This window comes from Marinifilum fragile JCM 15579 (genome assembly GCF_001310955.1).
Taxonomy (GTDB): Bacteria; Bacteroidota; Bacteroidia; order Bacteroidales; family Marinifilaceae; genus Marinifilum; species Marinifilum fragile.
The window spans coordinates 108769-127601 of sequence record NZ_BAZX01000007.1 but is presented as its reverse complement, the minus strand read 5'-3'; the positions used below and the strand labels follow the sequence as shown (position 1 = coordinate 127601).

Below are 18833 nucleotides of genomic sequence, written 5' to 3'. Positions count from 1 at the left end.
ATATTTTTATCCGTAAATAAAATTTAAGCACTAATCTGAAAATTTATCAATAACAGAGAACAACGAGAGCTGTTTAGCATTACTTTTGCAGCTTAATTAATATCAATTTTCAATGAAATCGATCTTCAAGCCTAAACTGTTTTCAGTTTTAAAAGGCTATAATTCTCAATCTTTTCAAAAAGATTTATTCGCAGGTATAATTGTAGGTATTGTGGCACTTCCGTTGGCAATTGCTTTTGCGGTGGCATCTGGTGTTTCACCAGAAAAAGGGTTGATAACTGCAATTATTGCCGGATTTTTAATTTCGTTTTTAGGCGGTAGTAGAGTTCAAATTGGAGGACCTACAGGAGCTTTATCGTTATTGTTTATGGTATTGTAAGTCAGTACGGGTTAGATGGCTTAATGATATCTACCTTTCTAGCAGGTATTATACTCGTTCTCTTTGGTTTACTTCGCTTGGGTGCAGTCCTAAAGTTTATTCCACATCCTTTGATTGTTGGTTTTACATCTGGTATTGCTTGGTAATTTTTTCTACTCAAATTAAGGCCGCATTTGGCTTAGATATTGATTCTGTTCCTTCAGAATTCATTGAAAAATGGCTTTGTTATTTCTCAAATCTGGATAGTATTAATATCTATGCTGTTGCCATTAGTATTGGAACCATTTTAATAAGTCTGTATGCCGGGAAACTAATCCCGAAAATCCCAGGATCGTTTATTGCCATTATCACTATGACTGTATTGGTTCAGGTTTTAGAATTGCCTGTAAATACCATAGAATCGATATATGGAGAAATACCTAACTCTATTTCATTTGACATGCCAAATATCGATTGGAGCTTGGTGCACAACTATTTTCAGCCTGCGCTAACCATTGCCATTTTGGGTGCAATTGAATCCTGCTTTCAGCAGTGGTTGCTGATGGTATGATTGGTGGAAATCATCGCTCGAACACAGAGCTTATTGCCCAAGGTATTGCCAATATCTTCTCTCCTATTTTTGGTGGAATTCCTGCAACAGGTGCCATTGCCAGAACTGCTACCAATGTAAAAAATGGCGGACGAACTCCTATTGCAGGACTTGTTCATGCCCTAACGCTTTTACTGATCATGTTGGTATTTGGAAAATGGGCAAAACTGATTCCAATGTCATGTTTAGCTGGTATTCTTATTGTTGTTTCATACAATATGAGCGAATGGCGTTCATTCCGATCTATTTTAAGGGGATCGCGTTTCGATATAATCGTTTTACTAACTACATTCTTCCTTACCGTATTGGTTGACCTTACTGTAGCCATTGAGTTTGGAATTGTTTTAGCTGCCCTGATTTTCATGTATCGCATGTCTAAAATCAATGGTGTGATGCCTGTTGAGACTGAATCTGATGAAATTCAGAATTACAATCTTATCCCAAAAGAGATAGAAATTTATGAAATTAGTGGTCCTTTCTTTTTTGCTGCAGCCAAAAGATATCAGGAAACTTTAAGAGAACTAAAGCATTCTACCTCAGTTTTAATCATTAGAATGCGACACGTTCCTTTTATTGATGCTACTGGGATTAGAAATTTTTCAGAAATAATTAAAAATCTATCTGATCGTAAAACAAAGATCATATTGTCTGGCGTAAATAAAGAGGTAAGACTTGAGCTGGAAAGATGTGAAATTGCCGACTATATTTCTGAGAAGGACATTTGTGACAATTTTGAAGAAGCACTTAAAAGAGCTAAAGAAAAATTATAATACCAAGTTGGTGTTTAATGTAAAAAGCAGGATCAATTGATCCTGCTTTTTTTAATCATGCCTATAACCCAAATATTAAGGACATGATCACGCTACTACACTTATATTTTCAAATTCTTTGACGGATATTTTTAATTGAATTCAAGTAATTAACAAATAATATCAAGACATTTTAAAATAAAGTCTAGATGTTTTTTAAAAAAGTCTTGACCTAAAAAAATAAAGTCTTGACTTTTTTTTCGACAAGTCTGTATGTTTTTAGGAAAAGGTCTTGATCTCTTCAATTAAAAATCTTGACCTTGCAGGATTCGAGACTGTAAAGCTTCACTTATCATAGCAGGAACTCTTTTAGGTTTTCGATTACTGCTATCCACAAAAACAACTGTAGTCTTAGCCAAACAGACTGTCTCACCTTTCGAGTTTTCGAATCTAAAGTCAAATTTCATTCTGGTATCTGGCATGTTGTGAATACTGGTAATTATTCTAACTTCATCATCGTAACCTACCGGCTTTTTATACTTCAGATTCATTTCAATTACCGGCATCATTATTCCATTCTCTTCCAACACCTTATCATTTATCCCAAATGATCGCATCAACTCGGTTCGCGCAAAATGGCAGTAATCTACATAATTGGCATGGTACACATAACCCATCTGATCAACCTCTCCATATCTAGGTCTTATTAGACACTCTCCTTCTATCATTTTAATTCTTTAATTGGTTCAGTTACTTTGTTCCACATTTCCTCAATCTTCCCGGCAATTTCCGAATCTGGTCGATATTCAATGATTGATTTTTGATTTACAATGGCATTCACCATATCTTCGTCAAATGGAATTTTTCCTAAAAGTTGAATGCCTTGTGTAAGAAAGAAGCTTTCCATTTGCTTCGTGATTTCAGAATTGATATCACATTTGTTTATCACTGCATACAATGCGATATTAAACTTCTGAACCAGTTCAATTAATCTTACGGCATCATGAAAACCTGATTTGCTGGGTTCAGTTACCAATATCACTTTATCAACTCCTGTAAGTGAAGCAATTGCAGAACAACCAACTCCCGGAGGACCATCATTCAAAAGAAAATCAGCATTTTGTTCACGTGCTTTTTCCTTGGCATTTTTTCTTACCGTAGTAACCAACTTTCCTGAATTCTCCTCTCCTGGCCCCATTTTAGCATGTAACATGGTTCCAAATCGAGTATTGGAAACATACCAATGATTGTTGGTACTGTGTTCTGAACTGATTGCCTGAACAGGACAGATCCTTTCACAAAGACGACATCCTTCGCATTCGAAAGGATTTATCTCCAAACCTCCTTCTGCTCTATAGTGAATTGCATCAAATCTACACTCCTTTTTACACAAACCACAATTGGTACATACTTGTCTATTGATTGTGGCAATTCTTGCACCCAAAAATTGATTCTCTTCCTTAATTTCCGGCTTCAAAATCAGATGTAAATCTGGTGCATCAACATCGATATCTGCAAAAACAGTATTCTTAGCCAAACTTGCAAAAGCCGCTGTAATGCCAGTTTTACCAGTTCCGCCTTTCCCACTTAATATTGTTATTTCAATCATGATGCATTCTGTTTTTCAGATAAATTGCCAGTTTCAGGTATTCCTGTTCTATTAGAGGTGGTATATCAGAAAGAAGTTTACCTTGTGCATATTGACCGGCATACTCTCGATTAAATGGAATTTCTGCCAGCAATTCAATATCTTCCTCTTTTATGTAAGCATAAACCTCTCTATCACCCAATCCTGCTTTATTTACCACAATTCCAAAGTCTTTCCGCATTTCCTTCATCAAACTAACAGTCAAACGCAAATCGTAAAGACCAAAAGGTGTAGGCTCAGTCACCAAAATAACAAAGTCTGCAACGGATACAGTTTCTACAACCGGGCAACTTGTTCCCGGAGGTGCATCGTAAATTAAAATATCCGATTCATCACTTGCATTCACCTTTAACTCCTTTATGATTTTTGTCTGCATTGGAGAGCCAATTTTCAGACTTCCTTCAAGAATATCAGTTTGATTTCCTCTGGAATAGTTGGTTAACTCTCCAATGGGATGTTGTTGCTCTTGAATTGCACCAAACCTACAAGCATGCAAACAAGCACCACAAGAATGGCACATGTTGGGATCAACTGATGCATATTTTACCGATGGAATAATTGATATGGCATTAAATTCACAATACTCTTCACACTTGCGGCAAAAAGTACATTGCGATTCATCAATTACAGGAACAAGCTGATTTACTATTGAGCGGTTAATTACTTTAGCATCCTTAAAGAATAGCAAATCGTTAGGCTCCTCTACATCACAATCGATTAACTGTACATTTTTTGTCCACTTCGTTTGTATTGTTGAAAAAAGATTAACCGCAACGGTTGTTTTGCCCGTTCCTCCTTTGCCACTGCATACGGCTATTTTATAGCTCATAATTCTATTTCTTGTTTTGCTTAATCACTAAATCTCTTTTCTTAACTCCAAGCTTAGCTGCTATTAAATCACATTTTGCCATTAGCATAAAAAACAACTTGTCCCTTTTCTCATTCAGAAGGCCTTCCAAATTCCCTTGCCCTTTGGATATAACCACATCAGCATCTCTGTATAAGTTTTGGAGTTCTCTTGAACAATTTTCCAATAGAGTTGAAGGGGCATCATGTCCATTAGAGATCACCTTGCACACATCCTCCATTTTTACAAACTGAGAATCTTCGAAAGTAACGTCATTGATAATTGGTTCGCCTCTTACCACAAAGGTTAAGTTAGGATGATTTAAAGTCTCAATAAAGAGTTTGTCAAAAACAATTTCTCCAGCGTTATCTCCTAAGTATAGAACAGTTTTGGCATTCTTTATTACCTCAAACATTTCTTCGCTCTCATTTAATGCGAATTCCTTGTCTAAAAGATGATTAATTTCAGATACAATATCATCAGGGACTGAATGAGCTCCATAATCAATAATATTGCCAATCACAGCCAACTTTGCCGCTAAATGCAATGGATTTTCAGATTTTGAAACAAGAGATTTCCAGTACGAATAATTAAGATGAAGAAGTTTATTTGCCTTTAGCTTTTCGTTGGCATATAAATTCTCGGTTTTAAAAATTCTCTTTGCCAGACGATGTAGTAACAAACCAGAATAAGGAGTAGGAAGCGACTGACTATTGGCAACAATGTAATTTGCTTCCTCTTTAAATTTAGCAGTCGCTTTCTTATCTGATCCGAATTTATTTGCAATATGATTTATTGTTTTAGCCTGACAAGCTAAACATTCCGAATTCATATTAAACTAAGGTAATTAGTGATCACAACAGTTAGCATTAAATTCAATGGTTTCATTTAAGAACCCGGTAACCAACTCTTTTGCCTGTAATGCAGGAGCACCCACAAAAACATTTACATTGTTGGCATTAAATATTTCAATGGCTCTCGCCCCCATTCCACCAGCAAGAACATCGGTTACTCCAAGATTAGCCAAAAATGGAGGCAATTTTCCTGGTACATGTGGAGGTGCTTCAACCAACTCCTCTGCAATTATTTCTTTTTCTTCGACATCAATTAATGCAAAATGGCTACAATGTCCAAAATGCGAATCTAATACGCCTTCCTTTACTGGTATTGCGATTTTTTTCTTCATTGTTTATGATTTTAGTTCTTTTTAGAGATTACTTATTCGCCGCTTTTTATCCTTCTTTGCTTTCCTACTCCTCCGCCACTTCTTCTTTTTAAGCCTAAGCCCTTACCAAGTTTATCTAATAATGTTCCGTCATCCTTACTTCGACATTTTCCTAATCCGCGCCCTGTTCTACAACCATTTCCATCGGGTCCGGTTTTATCCATTCGTGGCATAACAAATTGTTTTTATGATTTAAAATTCTCTACAATCTCTTTAATTGTTTTGCGATCATCGTTCAGAATCACCATTTGTATATCGAATTTTTCCAATAAATCTTTCGCTTTAGGTCCAAAATCTCCTGAAATAACTCTTGACACTCCCAACTCAACAACATCTTCTACCACTTTACCTCCTGCCCCTGATGGAGCATCTACGTGTTTATTTTCGAAAAACTCCATGCTATCTGTTGCATCATCGTAAATGCAGAACCAAGCTGCACGTCCAAAACGCAAATCAAATAGTTGCTCTTCTCCTTTTCCTGTTGCTGTTATTATTGTTTTCATCGGTCTTATTTATTTAAAGATTCTATATCATTGGAATTGCATGCGGGACATTTATCACTTGTCATTGTTTTAGGAATGTTAAAACGAGCGTGACATTTGTTACATACAAACCAATCTTTATCCATAATGCATTGCCATATACTGTTTTAATGTTTTTTGTTTCAACCAAGGCCTGAGCAATTTTTCGCCTTGCTGCTTCATAGATTCTGGCAAAAGTAGGACGTGAAATCCCCATAATTTCTGCTGCTTCCTTATGATTCATCAAATCGTAATCCGCCAGCTTAATGGCTTCGTATTCTTCATAAAGCAACTCAATAGACTCTCGTCTTTTTGAATTTACACCATAAGGTCTATATCCTTTAAATCGTGGAGGTTCTACAACCTTTCTTAATCTTGTACGTCGTGGCATATCAGTAATTTTAAAACAAACTTATTGAGAATATTCTCATTTCGCAAATTTTTTAACACAAAAAAAGAGATCAATACTGATCTCTTCATTAACATTTTATATTCTTGATTAGGCTTCTTGTTCTTCGGAAACAAAATGAGCAAACTGCTTTTCGATGGTAATTGGCTCTGTAAGGTACAATTCACCAACCTGTTTCGACATCATATCAGGGAATACATATTCCAGTCCCCGTTTTAATCCCATTATGATATTTTTTGCCACATTTTGTGGAGAATCTTTATCCATATCAAGATCTCTGGTCATATCCGTATCAATCGGACCAGGATAAACTCCCATGACTAATACATTCGAATTAAGAAGTTCCCCTCTCATTCCTTGAGTAATACTATGAACCGCAGCTTTTGAGGCTGAATAAGTGCCTGCAATCGGCATGCTTGCCAAACCCAATACTGAAGAAACATTTACAATAGCTGCAAATGGTTTGTTCAACAAATGATCGATTAAGGAAGTACTAAGTTTTACCAATCCCCAAACATTTACCTCAAAATTATCAGATAAACTATCTAATGTATCATCCGAAAAAAAACCACTAGCATCATACACTCCTGCATTATTAACTAAAATTTCAACATCTTTTACTTGTCTTGTAGCCCTAATAATCGTCTTATCATTTTTCAGATCTAATAAAATTGGTACCAATCGCTCTCCATATTCTGGTTTTAAATCATCTAAAGACTTGATATTTCTAACACCTGCATAAACCTTTTTTGCTCCCGCTTCTAACAATTCAATGGTTATTGCCCTTCCAATTCCTCTATTTGCCCCACTTACAAAAGCAACTCTCCCTTTAGGGGATACTTTTAATTCATTCATCGCAACCTCCGTTTTATTTAAATTGAATCTATACAAATTACAAATATTGATACCCAATTGCAATGTAAATAAGTCGTTAAACACTATTTAGAAAATTCAGTAAAAATCAATACTACAAGATAAATGTGATGAATCGTTATTTTTTTACCTTTGTCATCAGTGCAATGTTTCTGCGATTTCTTATCCGGGTGCGAGTAGTCTATAATCTTTTCCAATGGCATTCCGGGCTGGAAGTTTTTAAGAGACATTGCATTTTTCTTATACAACAGTATGTAATTGTAAACAAAATAAATTCCGATTGCTATATTTGTGCTGATAACTAAAAACCACAGAATATTATTAACCAAATTTTAATACATGTCGAGCAACTATTTTAAGACATATCCTGATGATAAAGGATATTTTGGAGAGTACGGAGGAAGTTATATTCCCGATGAGTTAAATGCAGAGATGCAGAAAATTAATGATGCATACTACTCTATCAGTAAATCTCATGAGTTCATTTCTGAATTAAGAAGTATTCGCAAGCATTTTCAAGGCAGACCCACTCCAGTATATTATTGCAATAGATTATCCAATAAATATGGTGGAAGAATCTATCTTAAAAGAGAAGATTTAAATCACTCTGGAGCACATAAATTGAACCATTGTATGGGAGAAGCTCTCCTTGCAAAATACATGGGTAAGAAAAAGCTCATTGCAGAAACCGGAGCTGGTCAGCATGGTGTAGCTTTGGCCACAGCTGCTGCTTATTTTGGTTTAGAGTGTGAAATCCATATGGGTGAAGTTGATATTGCCAAAGAGCATCCAAATGTGATGCGAATGAAAATATTAGGAGCAACAGTTGTTCCCGTTACTCATGGCTTAAAAACTCTTAAAGAAGCTGTTGATTCAGCATTTCAATCATACTTAAAAGATCCTGTTAATACGATTTATTGTATTGGTTCTGTTGTTGGTCCTCACCCATTTCCAATGATGGTAAGAGAATTCCAAAGAGTTATTGGAATTGAAGCAAGAGATCAATTTCAGGAAATGACCGGAGAACTGCCAGATAATGTTGTTGCCTGTGTTGGTGGCGGTAGTAATGCAATGGGAATTTTCTCTGCATTTTTAGAAGATAAGGAATGTAAATTGCATGGTGTTGAACCTGCTGGAAGATCATTCGATAAAGGAGAGCATGCTGCCACCTTAACTTTTGGTAAACCTGGTATTATTCATGGTTTTAAATGTTACCTTTTGCAAGATGAAGAAGGTCAACCTGATCCTGTTTACTCTGTTGCAAGCGGACTGGATTATCCTGGAGTTGGACCAGAACACTCTATGCTAAAGGATTGGAATAAGGTAGAATACCATTCTGTTACAGACAAAGAGTGTATTGATGCATTCTATGAACTAAGCCGTTCGGAAGGAATTATTCCAGCTTTAGAAAGCTCGCATGCAGTGGCGTATGCATTGAAACTGGCAAAGGCCAATCCTCGTCAATCCATTCTTTTAAATTTGAGTGGTCGTGGCGACAAAGATCTTGACTTTGTAGTTGAAAAATATGGATTACCTGAATAAAGTTCATTAATATGTCAAAATGCTGCTCAAATGGGCAGCATTTTTTATACGATCTCTTTCTATTTCAAATATTGAATATATCTTTACTTACTATGAAAGATGACTATAAATTTTCAAAAGATCTGAGCAAAGAATTTGAATTTATCACTTCGCGAAGCAGTGGTCCGGGGGGACAAAATGTGAACAAGGTGAATTCAAAAGTAGAATTGCGTTTTTCTGTGTTTGATTCAAGCATCCTTTCACAGGAAGAAAAAGAAACCATTTTCAAAAAACTTTATCACCATATCAATAGTCAAGGAATATTATCGGTAACTGCTCAAACAGAACGTTCCCAAATTTTGAATAAAGAAATTGTGATTCAAAAATTCTACCAATGGATAGAATTGGCTTTAAAACCCGTAAAGCCAAGGAAGAAAACACGTCCAACAAGAGCTTCTATTGAAAAACGAAAGACTGATAAACAACAACTTTCGAAAAAGAAGGAAAGTAGAAAAAAACCTGATTTACAGTGAACAGTGATCAGTGATCAGTGAACAGTTAGCAATAAGCTATTGACATTCATAAAAAAAGCTTGCATAAAATGCAAGCTTTCATTTTATATATTAATTCTGGTTTTACATATCTGCAAAGAAATCATTCCCTTTATCGTCAACAATAATAAATGCCGGGAAGTTTTCTACACGAATCTTACGAACCGCTTCCATTCCCAATTCAGGGAAATCGATCACTTCGATTGATTTAATGCTATTCTTAGCCAATACAGCAGCTGGTCCACCAATTGATCCCAAATAGAAACCACCATTTGCTTTACAAGCATCGGTTACTGATTGGTAACGGTTACCTTTTGCCACCATAACCATTGAACCACCAACTTTTTGGAACACGTCAACATATGGGTCCATACGACCTGCAGTAGTTGGTCCGAAACTACCTGAAGCCATTCCTTCCGGAGTTTTAGCTGGTCCTGCATAATATACCGGGTGATTCTTGAAGTATTCAGGCATCTCTTTGCCTTCATCCAAGATTTCCTGAATTTTCATATGTGCCATATCTCTGGCAACAATCATAGTTCCTGAAAGATTCAAACGAGTTTTGATTGGATACTTGGTCAACTCCTTCAAGATGTCTTCCATTGGCTGATCCAAATCGATATCAACAGCTTCCTTCATTGCAGGAGCTTCTTCTGGCAAATATTTTACTGGATCTTTCTCCAATTGCTCTAGGAAAATACCATCCTCGTTGATTTTTGCTTTGATATTTCTATCTGCGCTACAGCTTACACCGATACCAACCGGACAAGAAGCAGCGTGACGAGGCAAACGAATTACTTTCACATCGTGAACGAAATATTTACCACCAAACTGAGCTCCAATTTCACTTTCACGACAGATTTGCTCTACTTTCTTTTCCCATTTTAAATCGCGGAAAGCCTGACCACCTTCATTACCTTCTGTTGGCAAATGATCAAAATATCCAGTAGATGCTTTTTTAACTGTAGCAAGGTTTGCTTCAGCAGAAGTACCACCAATTACCAAAGCCAAATGATATGGAGGACATGCAGAAGTACCTAGATCTTTAATTTTTTCCTTGATGAATTTGGTTAAATTCTCTTCATTCAAAAGAGCCTTGGTTTGCTGATACAAGAAAGTTTTATTTCCTGATCCACCGCCTTTGGTTAAGAACAAAAATTCATACTCACTTCCCTGATTTGCATAAATATCGATTTGTGCTGGAAGGTTGTTACCAGTATTCTTTTCTTCGAACATGGTGAAAGGAACAACTTGAGAATATCTAAGGTTTCTTTCCTGATAAGTTTCATAAACACCTCTTGAAAGATGCTCTGCATCATTTGCACCAGTGTAAACATCTTCACCTTTTTTTGCTACAACAATTGCAGTACCTGTATCCTGGCAAGTTGGCAACTGACCATCAGCAGCAACTACTTGGTTCATTAACATGGTATGAGCAACAAATTTATCGTTATCTGAAGCTTCATCATCCTTTAAGATATTTTGCAATTTTGCAAGATGCGCAGGACGTAAATAGAAAGAAACATCAGAGAATGCTGCTTTAGATAACATCTCTAACCCCTTAGGATCAACCTTAAGAATTTTTCTTCCGTCAACATCAATGGTTGATACATAATCCTTAGTCAACAAACGATATTCTGTAGTATCCTTTGTTATCGGAAATGGTTTCTGATATTTAAAATCGGACATGATATGATAATTTAAATTTTGTGTGTTATTTCTATTTAATGAAGTATACAGACAAAGATAAAACAAAATGAATTCCTCAATCTATTAAAAAGGCTATTCTATAACATTGCCCTTAAACATACGAATTACCAATGCTCCATCACAAAGCTAATTTTATCAAACTGATAACACAAAGTTGATCCTTATGTCCACATCAAGCAATTAGCTGATATTAATTAATCATTTTGTAAGGACTCAATGATATTCTGTCTTCGAATCACCTTTAAAGGTATATAAATCCATGCTAAGCCACTAATGGTAATGGCCAAAATAAGCAATAACACATACAGGTATGGCATTTGAAAAGCATTGGTAAACAAAGAAGGCAGCACACCAATTAGTGCTGATAGGATTCCACCCGCTAAACCAAGCAGCAATAAAAACAAATTTTCACTAAACAAGAGTTTAAAGATATTTCTTTCAGTATAACCGATAGCTCTTAGTACAGCCAATTCTTTTTTGCGTTCCCATACATTTCTTAACAAAACAATTCCCAAACCAATTGTTCCTATAATTACACCCAAACCTCCCAGTATCATGAACATACTTAAATAGGTATTCTCAACAGAATAGAAAGCAGCCATTCTTTCCGAAGTTTTACTTCCTCTTACTCCAAAGTCCTGCAGGTTATCTTCAAAATTGTCCATAAACAAGGAATCCGTTTTAGGACATTCAGCCAAAATAATTTTAGAACCACTTACCGATGGAAAGTTCTTTTGGAACAAGCTATCTGATATCAAAATATTACCCTGAAAGATGGAGTTTGCCAAACCTCCAACAAGCAATAGCTTTACATCCTTTCCATATTCGTTCTGATAAACCAAGGTATCTCCTACTGCTTTTTTCAAGCCCCACAATATCACAGTTTGATCCGCAATGGCCGGTATCACATCCTCCCCAAAATTATGATTTAAGGCACTCCAAGGATTCTCTTTATTCACTTCCGGAAGCAATTTTGCAAAACTAAAGGAGTGTCGATATTCAAAATCCGTGGTATTAAACCCCAATACTCTTGGTTTACTAACCTGATTCAAATTCAAACAACTCGCATCATCTCCTTCCAACGCTCTGAACTGCACAAATCTCACAGATTCATCCAAATCGCCTTCCCAAAAACCAACTTTTTCCTGACCTTCGCTCGTATTTAAATCATTTAAGATTGGAAGAGTAGCTTCAATCCAATATTCATATCCACCAGTTCCTGATTGATTGGAATTTTCCGAATCCTGAAATGTTTTGCGATTGGCTCCTGTTATTAAGACTGAAAATGTTCCCAATGCCAACAACACAACAATTGCCAGACTGCGCTTAACATTTCGTGCAGCGTTTTTAACCGATAAGTCTTTTAAACTTGGAGTATGATTGCTGAGTTTTGTACCGATTCCATTTAGATAATTATGCACAAATGCAGAAAAAGATACTAAAAACAAACCTCCTGCAGATAGCAACAATTCAGCATTTTGTTCTAAAGATGATGAGAATGAATAGGCTATAATGGCAATACTCAATAGCAATGAAAACAAAGCAATCCAAATAGAGTAGGTTGACTTTTTACCAATAAGATTCTCTTGATGAACATCTTTAATCAGAGCTATAACCGATTGTTTCACCTTTCTTCGGGTTACAAATACGATGCATATTATAGCAATAATCACACCTGAAGCAAATCCAATTATCAATGTACTCATATCCAAATGAACACTCAGCATATTGGTTCGCACCACATCCTGCCAAACAGAATTCAATGCTGACAAAATTAGTTTGTTGTAAATTATACCCAACAATACGCCTAAAACGCCTCCAAGGATTACTGTAATGATCGATTCGTAAATTCGAATTGCAATAATTTTCGACTTGTTGAAACCTAAGCCAAGAAGAATGCCTGTTTCCTCATTTCTGTTATCCAGATTCAAAGAATAGATTAAAATGGTAAGCAGAATTGCTGCCGCAATAATAAAGAAGCTTAAGCTTAGGAACAAACCACCAAAATCTACCATATTGTTGGCTGCTCTTTTCCCTTCGTTTCTAACATCTGCAAAACCAATATTCAATAAATCCGGATGAATCAAATCTTGAATTTCCGATCTGACATCATTCTTTGAATCAAATCTTACAGCAGTATAAGTCCCGTATTTGTTACTCCATAAGTTAATGGCAGTATTCGATGAGATATATGCCTTTGGAGTTCCTTTGTACTTTTTCCAATAATCTTCATCCTTGGGTCTGATTTTTGAAAAATCAATGGGAACACCTGCTTCCCACTCACTACATGAACCTGCATCAGTTAACCCAGGAAATGATGGCATCATGGATTGACCCCAATGCGAATTAGTAATAGGTAAAATATCCTTAATGGTAAATGCTCTCGATTCTTCCACCAATTGTCTTAAAGCACCAATTGTGTAGTATTTAATTTGAAGCACATCCCCAACTTTAGCGTTCAAATCATCGGCTAACCATGAGTTAATAACAACTTCATTTTCTTTAATTTGATAAGTGTCAACTGAAGTGATAAAAGAATATGGTGTTTCCCTGTCATTTACATGCAAGCTATTCACAAAATAACTTAGTACATACTCTTTTTTACCCGAAATTTCATGAACCAAATCAGTAATTGGCGTATCAATAAAAACCCGATCAGATATCAACTCAACTTGAGAATTTTCTTCCAAGCTTTGAATTTTCAAACTGGCATCTTCCAATTTCCAGTTTTCAGACAAGCTTTCCTGTAATTGCTGCAAATCCAGCTCTTTTGAACCATTGGAAGCAACTAAAATCAAATTGGATACCGATTCCAATTCCAACTCTTTTGCTAAGAACTCTCTTGACAGAAATACATTGTATGGAGCAACCTGATTGCTCTTCAAGCTAAATCTACCTAATTGTGAATCATCACATATAGTCTTTACTCTTAGTCTTAAAGCAATATTCTGGTCTTCATCGGATACAAAAGGAGCATTGGCAGGAATTACACTTGCTTTCTTGAGTCGCAACAAAAAAGTATCGCCTTGCTTTACATTCATTCTGTCAGCAAGATTTGCACTCAGACAGGCTTCATCTGCTTTTAAATTATAAACCTGCGTATTGGATAAATTGTCAAAAGAAGCATCAACACCATAAACCTGAATGTTATTGATTCTTGTATTGCTTTCGGGTTGAACCGCTATACCATCAGTCTGCAAAACAGGAACCACATATGCATCCAGATCAGTTGCAATTTCATTTGCTAATTCTGCCCGAACAAAACGATCGCCAGTTGTCATGACATATTCTACTTTGCCCAAACGCAAATTCACCAGTTCATGCAAGCTATTTTTTACAGAGTCACCAACAATCAATGCTCCGGTTAATACTGCCGTACTTACAATTGTTCCGAGCAAAACAGCCAAATGCTGCTTTCGATAATACCACAAACTTTTGAGGATGTATTTCGTTTTATTCATGCAAAGAGGGTTCAAATTGAGATTTATTGCCTGAATTTACTTAAAAACCCAATGCATCCAATATTTTTTCGTTCAACTTGCGATTCTCCCCTTGGTATGGATAACAATGAATATGAATTGCCGGATTGAAATTCATCTCAATAATGGCATAATTGTCTTTTGTTGCTGGTTTAAAGATATCTTCAATCATCATATCCAAACCTGTAATTCTTACACCCAAAGCTGCCGCTGATTTGGCAGCAATTTCCTTATACGAAGGATGAATATCATCAGTAAAATCGATGCTATCACCTCCTGTGCTGATATTGGAATTTTCTCTCAGATATACAATTTCATCTTTTGCAGGAATGCTATCAAAATTTAAGTTCTGATCCTGTAAAAACATTGCTTCTGCTTCCTCCAGTCTGATTTTTTCCAAAGGTGTTCGGTATCCTCTACCACGCAATGAATCCTTATTCTTTTCCTCAACCAATTGTTTTATTGAACTGCTCCCATCTCCTCTAACATTGGCTGGTACGCGATGAAGAATTCCTGTAACCTTTTCATTAATTACAAAGAATCGATATTCCTTTCCAGAAACAAATTCCTCTATCAAAATGCTATTGTCATGCTCGAAAGCGATCTCAACTGCACGCTTGTATACCTCTTCACTATTATTTTCTTTCAAGATTGTTATTCCCAAGCCAAAGTTGGTTGATTTGGGTTTGATCACAATACCTTTTCCTTCGAACAAATCAAAATCTGATTGTGCTTCTTTCACATCGCGATAATCCAGACCAGAAGGAACTCTGATTCCGGCTTTTTCCAGAATTTTCTTTGTAACCAATTTGTTTTCCATCATCAGAACGCTTGAATAATTGTCTAATGATGTTCGTGTGGCCTGCATTACATATTCCGTTTTATCACCTCTGTGTAGGCTTATAAAGTTCTCGCTTCGATCTAAAATTTTAAATTCTACACCACGTCGCAATGCAGCTTTCATTAACAACTGAGAAGACAATTCCAGGTCTTCAAATCCGTGAAAACGGAAGCCACTCATCTCACTTTCGGTTTTGTATTTTTTTGCAAGCTTTAAATGAAAGTTAATAAAGCCTTCCTCTTCTATTTGCTGCTTTACTTTTAGCGAAGAACGTATGTTTGGATTAAGGATTAATCCTTCGGTCTCTTCTAAAGCCAATCGATAACATTCATTATAAGTAATTCCTGCTGATTTTGCAAAATCTTTGACCTCAAACAGGATATTTTGAAGCATCTCATCAATCTTCAGCATATTTCCATCGAAATCTTTCAACAAAAGATCAGGATTCATACCACTGCAAGCCACCCAATCGTGATTTTTAGCAGCTATTTTTTGCTCTGTTTCGCTGTATGTATTTTCTTCCTTTTTGAACAAGCAATACAACATAAACAGGTGAATAAAATACAACCTGTTTTTTGATACTCCCGACTTTTCGAAAGGATCCAAATCCAGAATTCGAACTTCGAGATGCGATATGCTCTTGCCATCATTCGCAAATTTCAAACGAATTGGCAAGTACAATTCCTCATCTAAAAGTAGTTTACCAGAACCAACAAGATTCTTCATAGATTCTTTAAATGACTCTAGACTATTGAAGTCAACAAAATACTCTTCGGCATTTCTATAACCAGCGGAACTTGTTCGAATAGAAACCGCTTTTCTACAGCCCATTCTCATTTTTTCGCCGGTACGTAAGGATTTCATCTTTAATGAAGGATCAGCCTCTGGACTTTCGCCAAACAACCAAACCAAAAGCCAACGGTAACGCATAAAGTTGCGAACCATTTTCAAGTAAACAGCTTCGCGAAAATTAACCTGATTCCCTTTCCACTTAATGGCTTTACAGAGTTTTCTTTCCAATCGATCTGATAATGAAAAATTGAAATGAATTCCAGACAACATCTGTCTTTCCTTTCCATACCTAATAGCCAGTTCTTCCCTGTATTTTTCCTTATGAACTCCTTCTTCTCCAAACTTTGCAATCGGAATTTCTTCCTCTTCTGGCAATAAAGGAGGTAGGCTTTGTGGCCATAAGAACTCCTCACCTAAATTCTCCGAAATCACATCATTTAATGTTTCCAAAAAACCATGAACCTCTGCAATACTCTTTAAAGGTGGTGTAATCATTTCCACCTGACTCTCAGAAAAATCGGTAGTAATAAATGGATGACGAAACTTATCGCCTAAAATCCCTGGATGTGGTGTATTGGCCATTTTTCCCATTTCATCAACACGAACATTTTCTTTTTCAATACCAAATAAACCATCCGTGATACTTGCTTTAATAGCGTTGCAAGTCAATGTTTCTGCAATATTATTGATTAAATGATCCATCTTATTAAATTTTTCCAAAAGTATTTTTCTTCATATATTCTCTAAGTAGCAAATACATTACAATTCCCTTCAATATACTACTTCCTGTGATACTCCACCATACACCATTTAAACTTAAAAATGTATAAAAGCCCAGGAAGTATGCTCCCGGCAAACGCAATGATGTAAAAATAACACTTACGGTTGCCGATATATTTGTTTTTCCCAAACCATTAAATACCCCGGCATTAATCATCTCCAGACACATAAATAGCTGAGAAACTGCTAAAATCATTAAATATTCCTTACCCATTAGAATACTTTCCTGTTCAGGAACAAATATCGAGAATAAGGTTTCAGGTAATAATAGAAAAATAAGGGTAGTTACTGATCCAACGGCAAAAGACATTCTCCATCCTGCCTTGTAAATATTCGGAACTTCAGTTAGATTTTTAGCTCCATAGCTCTGTCCCACCATAATAGTAACTGCCTGCATAAAACCACCTACTATCATAAATGTAATCGATTCTATTTGTACACCAATTTTTTGCACTGCAATGGCATTGGGCCCCCATTCGGCAATAATTCGAGCAAGGAAAATATAAATTATCGAGAATGATATTCGCTGAACCGCTGCTGGTGCACCCACCGCAAAAATGTTTTTAAATTTATCCATGCATGGTAGAATGCCATAGAAATTAATATTGGCAGTCTTTTTATAGATGAATAGAAAATAAACCAAACTCAGTAATCGTCCAATAATGGTAGCATAAGCAGCTCCATCAACTCCTAACGAGAAACCAAAGATTAATATAGGATCGAGTACAATATTTGCCGCAGTTCCAATTAAACTGGCTTTAAAGGATATTTTTGTTTTGGAGTGTGCATTAAACATGCTAATAAATAGGAGATTGGCATAGCTTAATATCACTCCAAATGTGCTAATCACCAAATAAGAAGTGGCCATTTCATTCACCTCCGGATCCTGCATTTGGAAGAAGTTGATGAACTGTTCGGGGAATCCCCAGAATATAGCTGAAAATACCGTGGCGATAATTCCAATTCCCCAAAGTGCAGAGGTAGCAAATCTACCAGCACCTTCCTCATCCTTGGCTCCTACTGAATGTGAAATTTTAATGTTTGCACCAACCGTAACAATTGATGCCATAGCCCATCCCAGATGAAGAAAGAAACCTGCCGACCCAACTGCCGCTACTGCATTACTTCCCAATGATCCTACCCATATCATATCGGTAAGATTATAAGCTGTGTGCAATAAATAAGACCCAATAATTGGAATAGCCAATTTAAATAGATCTTTTCCTACTGCTGAATATTGTTGTTCTCGTTGAAAAAAGTGAGTTATATATCTGATCATAAAAAAAACTCGAAGTACAAGTACAAATGTACAATGTATTTCGAGTTCTATTTCTTAATCTATTGTTAATTTATGAAATCACCCTCTACACCCCAGAAGGAGTACTATGGAAACTGTTATCATTCCTTCCAAAAACCTCTTTGATTTCCTAATCTAAACTTACCAGGTCCGAGAAGTGCTACAGCCAATGCTCCAAATATATAAAGTGCATTTAGTTCTACAACCAAACCACCATATTCGGTAAATTTAAATATTTCGTGAGCATGAGCCGCTGCTGTGGCTACCAATATGGTAAACGAAATCAATAATCCGGAAACTCTGGTATATAATCCTAGAATCATCAATATAGGAGCTACAATTTCACCAACATAAACTCCATACGATAAAAACTGCGGCATACCAGCTTGTCCAAGCACATATTTTACACCTCCAATGCCATGCATCAATTTGTGAATACCATGCGGTAACATTAAACCTGCAACACTTACTCTAAGTAGTAATTTTCCTAAATTTTCCATTCTTCAGTTTTATTAATTTCAAATCTAAAATAGAAAGTAATTCCTTAATAAATTGTTAACTAGCTATAATTTAATTTCGATCAATGGATAAACAAAATCGATTACCTTTGCTAATTCTATAA

General features: G+C 36.1%; 18 protein-coding genes and 1 pseudogene. 5 read left to right on the top strand and 14 right to left on the bottom strand.

Annotation, left to right across the window (positions count from 1 at the left end; all coding sequences use genetic code 11):
- Positions 1 to 112: 112 nt before the first annotated feature.
- The 3 genes and pseudogenes from JCM15579_RS21870 (at position 113) to JCM15579_RS22120 (ending at position 1738) form a co-directional block, all read left to right on the top strand.
- Entirely contained in the window at positions 113 to 379 is a 267-nt protein-coding gene (locus JCM15579_RS21870; protein WP_218186106.1) for a SulP family inorganic anion transporter, read from the top strand.
- A 23-nt stretch (positions 380 to 402) separates the two neighbouring features.
- A pseudogene (locus tag JCM15579_RS21865) lies at positions 403 to 1195 on the top strand (SulP family inorganic anion transporter); the annotation flags it as partial.
- Positions 1187 to 1738, top strand: a complete 552-nt coding sequence (locus tag JCM15579_RS22120) for a SulP family inorganic anion transporter (RefSeq protein WP_306305812.1) — start codon at positions 1187 to 1189, stop codon at positions 1736 to 1738. The pseudogene JCM15579_RS21865 and the gene JCM15579_RS22120, both read left to right, overlap by 9 nt.
- A gap of 284 nt (positions 1739 to 2022) precedes the next feature.
- On the opposite strand, the gene JCM15579_RS07965 is transcribed toward JCM15579_RS22120, so the two are convergent.
- From JCM15579_RS07965 to JCM15579_RS07925, 9 genes are all read right to left on the bottom strand, one after another.
- On the bottom strand, positions 2023 to 2445 hold the full coding sequence (locus JCM15579_RS07965; protein WP_054718286.1) for an acyl-CoA thioesterase: 423 nt from the start codon (positions 2443 to 2445) through the stop codon (positions 2023 to 2025).
- Positions 2442 to 3326 carry a P-loop NTPase gene (locus JCM15579_RS07960; protein ID WP_054718282.1) on the bottom strand — a complete coding sequence of 295 codons (885 nt, stop codon included), beginning with the start codon at positions 3324 to 3326 and terminating at the stop codon, positions 2442 to 2444. The genes JCM15579_RS07965 and JCM15579_RS07960 overlap by 4 nt, the downstream gene beginning before the upstream one ends.
- Positions 3319 to 4194, bottom strand: coding sequence for a P-loop NTPase (locus tag JCM15579_RS07955; RefSeq protein WP_054718279.1), 876 nt, complete (start codon positions 4192 to 4194; stop codon positions 3319 to 3321). Before JCM15579_RS07955 ends, JCM15579_RS07960 begins: the two co-directional genes overlap by 8 nt.
- A 4-nt stretch (positions 4195 to 4198) precedes the next feature.
- Positions 4199 to 5044 (bottom strand): damage-control phosphatase ARMT1 family protein, encoded by an 846-nt coding sequence (locus tag JCM15579_RS07950; protein ID WP_054718276.1) that lies wholly within the window; start codon positions 5042 to 5044, stop codon positions 4199 to 4201.
- A 15-nt stretch (positions 5045 to 5059) separates the two neighbouring features.
- Positions 5060 to 5398 (bottom strand): NifB/NifX family molybdenum-iron cluster-binding protein, encoded by a 339-nt coding sequence (locus tag JCM15579_RS07945; RefSeq protein ID WP_054718274.1) that lies wholly within the window; start codon positions 5396 to 5398, stop codon positions 5060 to 5062.
- A gap of 32 nt (positions 5399 to 5430) precedes the next feature.
- Positions 5431 to 5610 (bottom strand): DUF5320 domain-containing protein, encoded by a 180-nt coding sequence (locus JCM15579_RS07940; RefSeq protein WP_054718270.1) that lies wholly within the window; start codon positions 5608 to 5610, stop codon positions 5431 to 5433.
- Between the two features lie 12 nt (positions 5611 to 5622).
- The gene (locus JCM15579_RS07935) at positions 5623 to 5940 is read right to left on the bottom strand and encodes a NifB/NifX family molybdenum-iron cluster-binding protein (RefSeq protein WP_054718266.1); all 318 of its coding nucleotides are present in this window, start codon (positions 5938 to 5940) and stop codon (positions 5623 to 5625) included.
- A 61-nt stretch (positions 5941 to 6001) separates the two neighbouring features.
- Positions 6002 to 6349 carry a DUF134 domain-containing protein gene (locus JCM15579_RS07930; protein WP_245625853.1) on the bottom strand — a complete coding sequence of 116 codons (348 nt, stop codon included), beginning with the start codon at positions 6347 to 6349 and terminating at the stop codon, positions 6002 to 6004.
- A gap of 108 nt (positions 6350 to 6457) precedes the next feature.
- Positions 6458 to 7222, bottom strand: a complete 765-nt coding sequence (locus tag JCM15579_RS07925; protein ID WP_157471392.1) for an SDR family oxidoreductase — start codon at positions 7220 to 7222, stop codon at positions 6458 to 6460.
- 357 nt (positions 7223 to 7579) lie between these two features.
- Between JCM15579_RS07925 and trpB the strand changes: the two genes are divergently transcribed.
- Positions 7580 to 8782: a tryptophan synthase subunit beta gene (trpB, locus tag JCM15579_RS07915; protein WP_054718258.1), complete on the top strand. Its 1203-nt coding sequence runs from the start codon at positions 7580 to 7582 to the stop codon at positions 8780 to 8782.
- A 92-nt stretch (positions 8783 to 8874) separates the two neighbouring features.
- Complete coding sequence (arfB, locus tag JCM15579_RS07910; RefSeq protein ID WP_054718255.1) at positions 8875 to 9294, top strand: alternative ribosome rescue aminoacyl-tRNA hydrolase ArfB; 420 nt, start codon at positions 8875 to 8877, stop codon at positions 9292 to 9294.
- 102 nt (positions 9295 to 9396) lie between these two features.
- On the opposite strand, the gene JCM15579_RS07905 is transcribed toward arfB, so the two are convergent.
- The 5 genes from JCM15579_RS07905 to JCM15579_RS07885 all read right to left on the bottom strand — a co-directional run bounded on the left by JCM15579_RS07905 (position 9397) and on the right by JCM15579_RS07885 (position 18711).
- Entirely contained in the window at positions 9397 to 11001 is a 1605-nt protein-coding gene (locus tag JCM15579_RS07905) for a fumarate hydratase (protein WP_054718252.1), read from the bottom strand.
- Between the two features lie 215 nt (positions 11002 to 11216).
- Positions 11217 to 14483 (bottom strand): ABC transporter permease, encoded by a 3267-nt coding sequence (locus tag JCM15579_RS07900; RefSeq protein ID WP_054718249.1) that lies wholly within the window; start codon positions 14481 to 14483, stop codon positions 11217 to 11219.
- Positions 14484 to 14523: 40 nt separating this feature from the next.
- A complete protein-coding gene (gene gshAB, locus JCM15579_RS07895; protein ID WP_054718246.1) occupies positions 14524 to 16836 on the bottom strand; it encodes a bifunctional glutamate--cysteine ligase GshA/glutathione synthetase GshB in 2313 nt (770 codons plus the stop codon).
- Between the two features lie 4 nt (positions 16837 to 16840).
- Positions 16841 to 18193 (bottom strand): MATE family efflux transporter, encoded by a 1353-nt coding sequence (locus JCM15579_RS07890; RefSeq protein ID WP_054718243.1) that lies wholly within the window; start codon positions 18191 to 18193, stop codon positions 16841 to 16843.
- A gap of 119 nt (positions 18194 to 18312) precedes the next feature.
- The gene (locus tag JCM15579_RS07885; RefSeq protein ID WP_054718240.1) at positions 18313 to 18711 is read right to left on the bottom strand and encodes a DoxX family protein; all 399 of its coding nucleotides are present in this window, start codon (positions 18709 to 18711) and stop codon (positions 18313 to 18315) included.
- Positions 18712 to 18833: the final 122 nt, after the last annotated feature.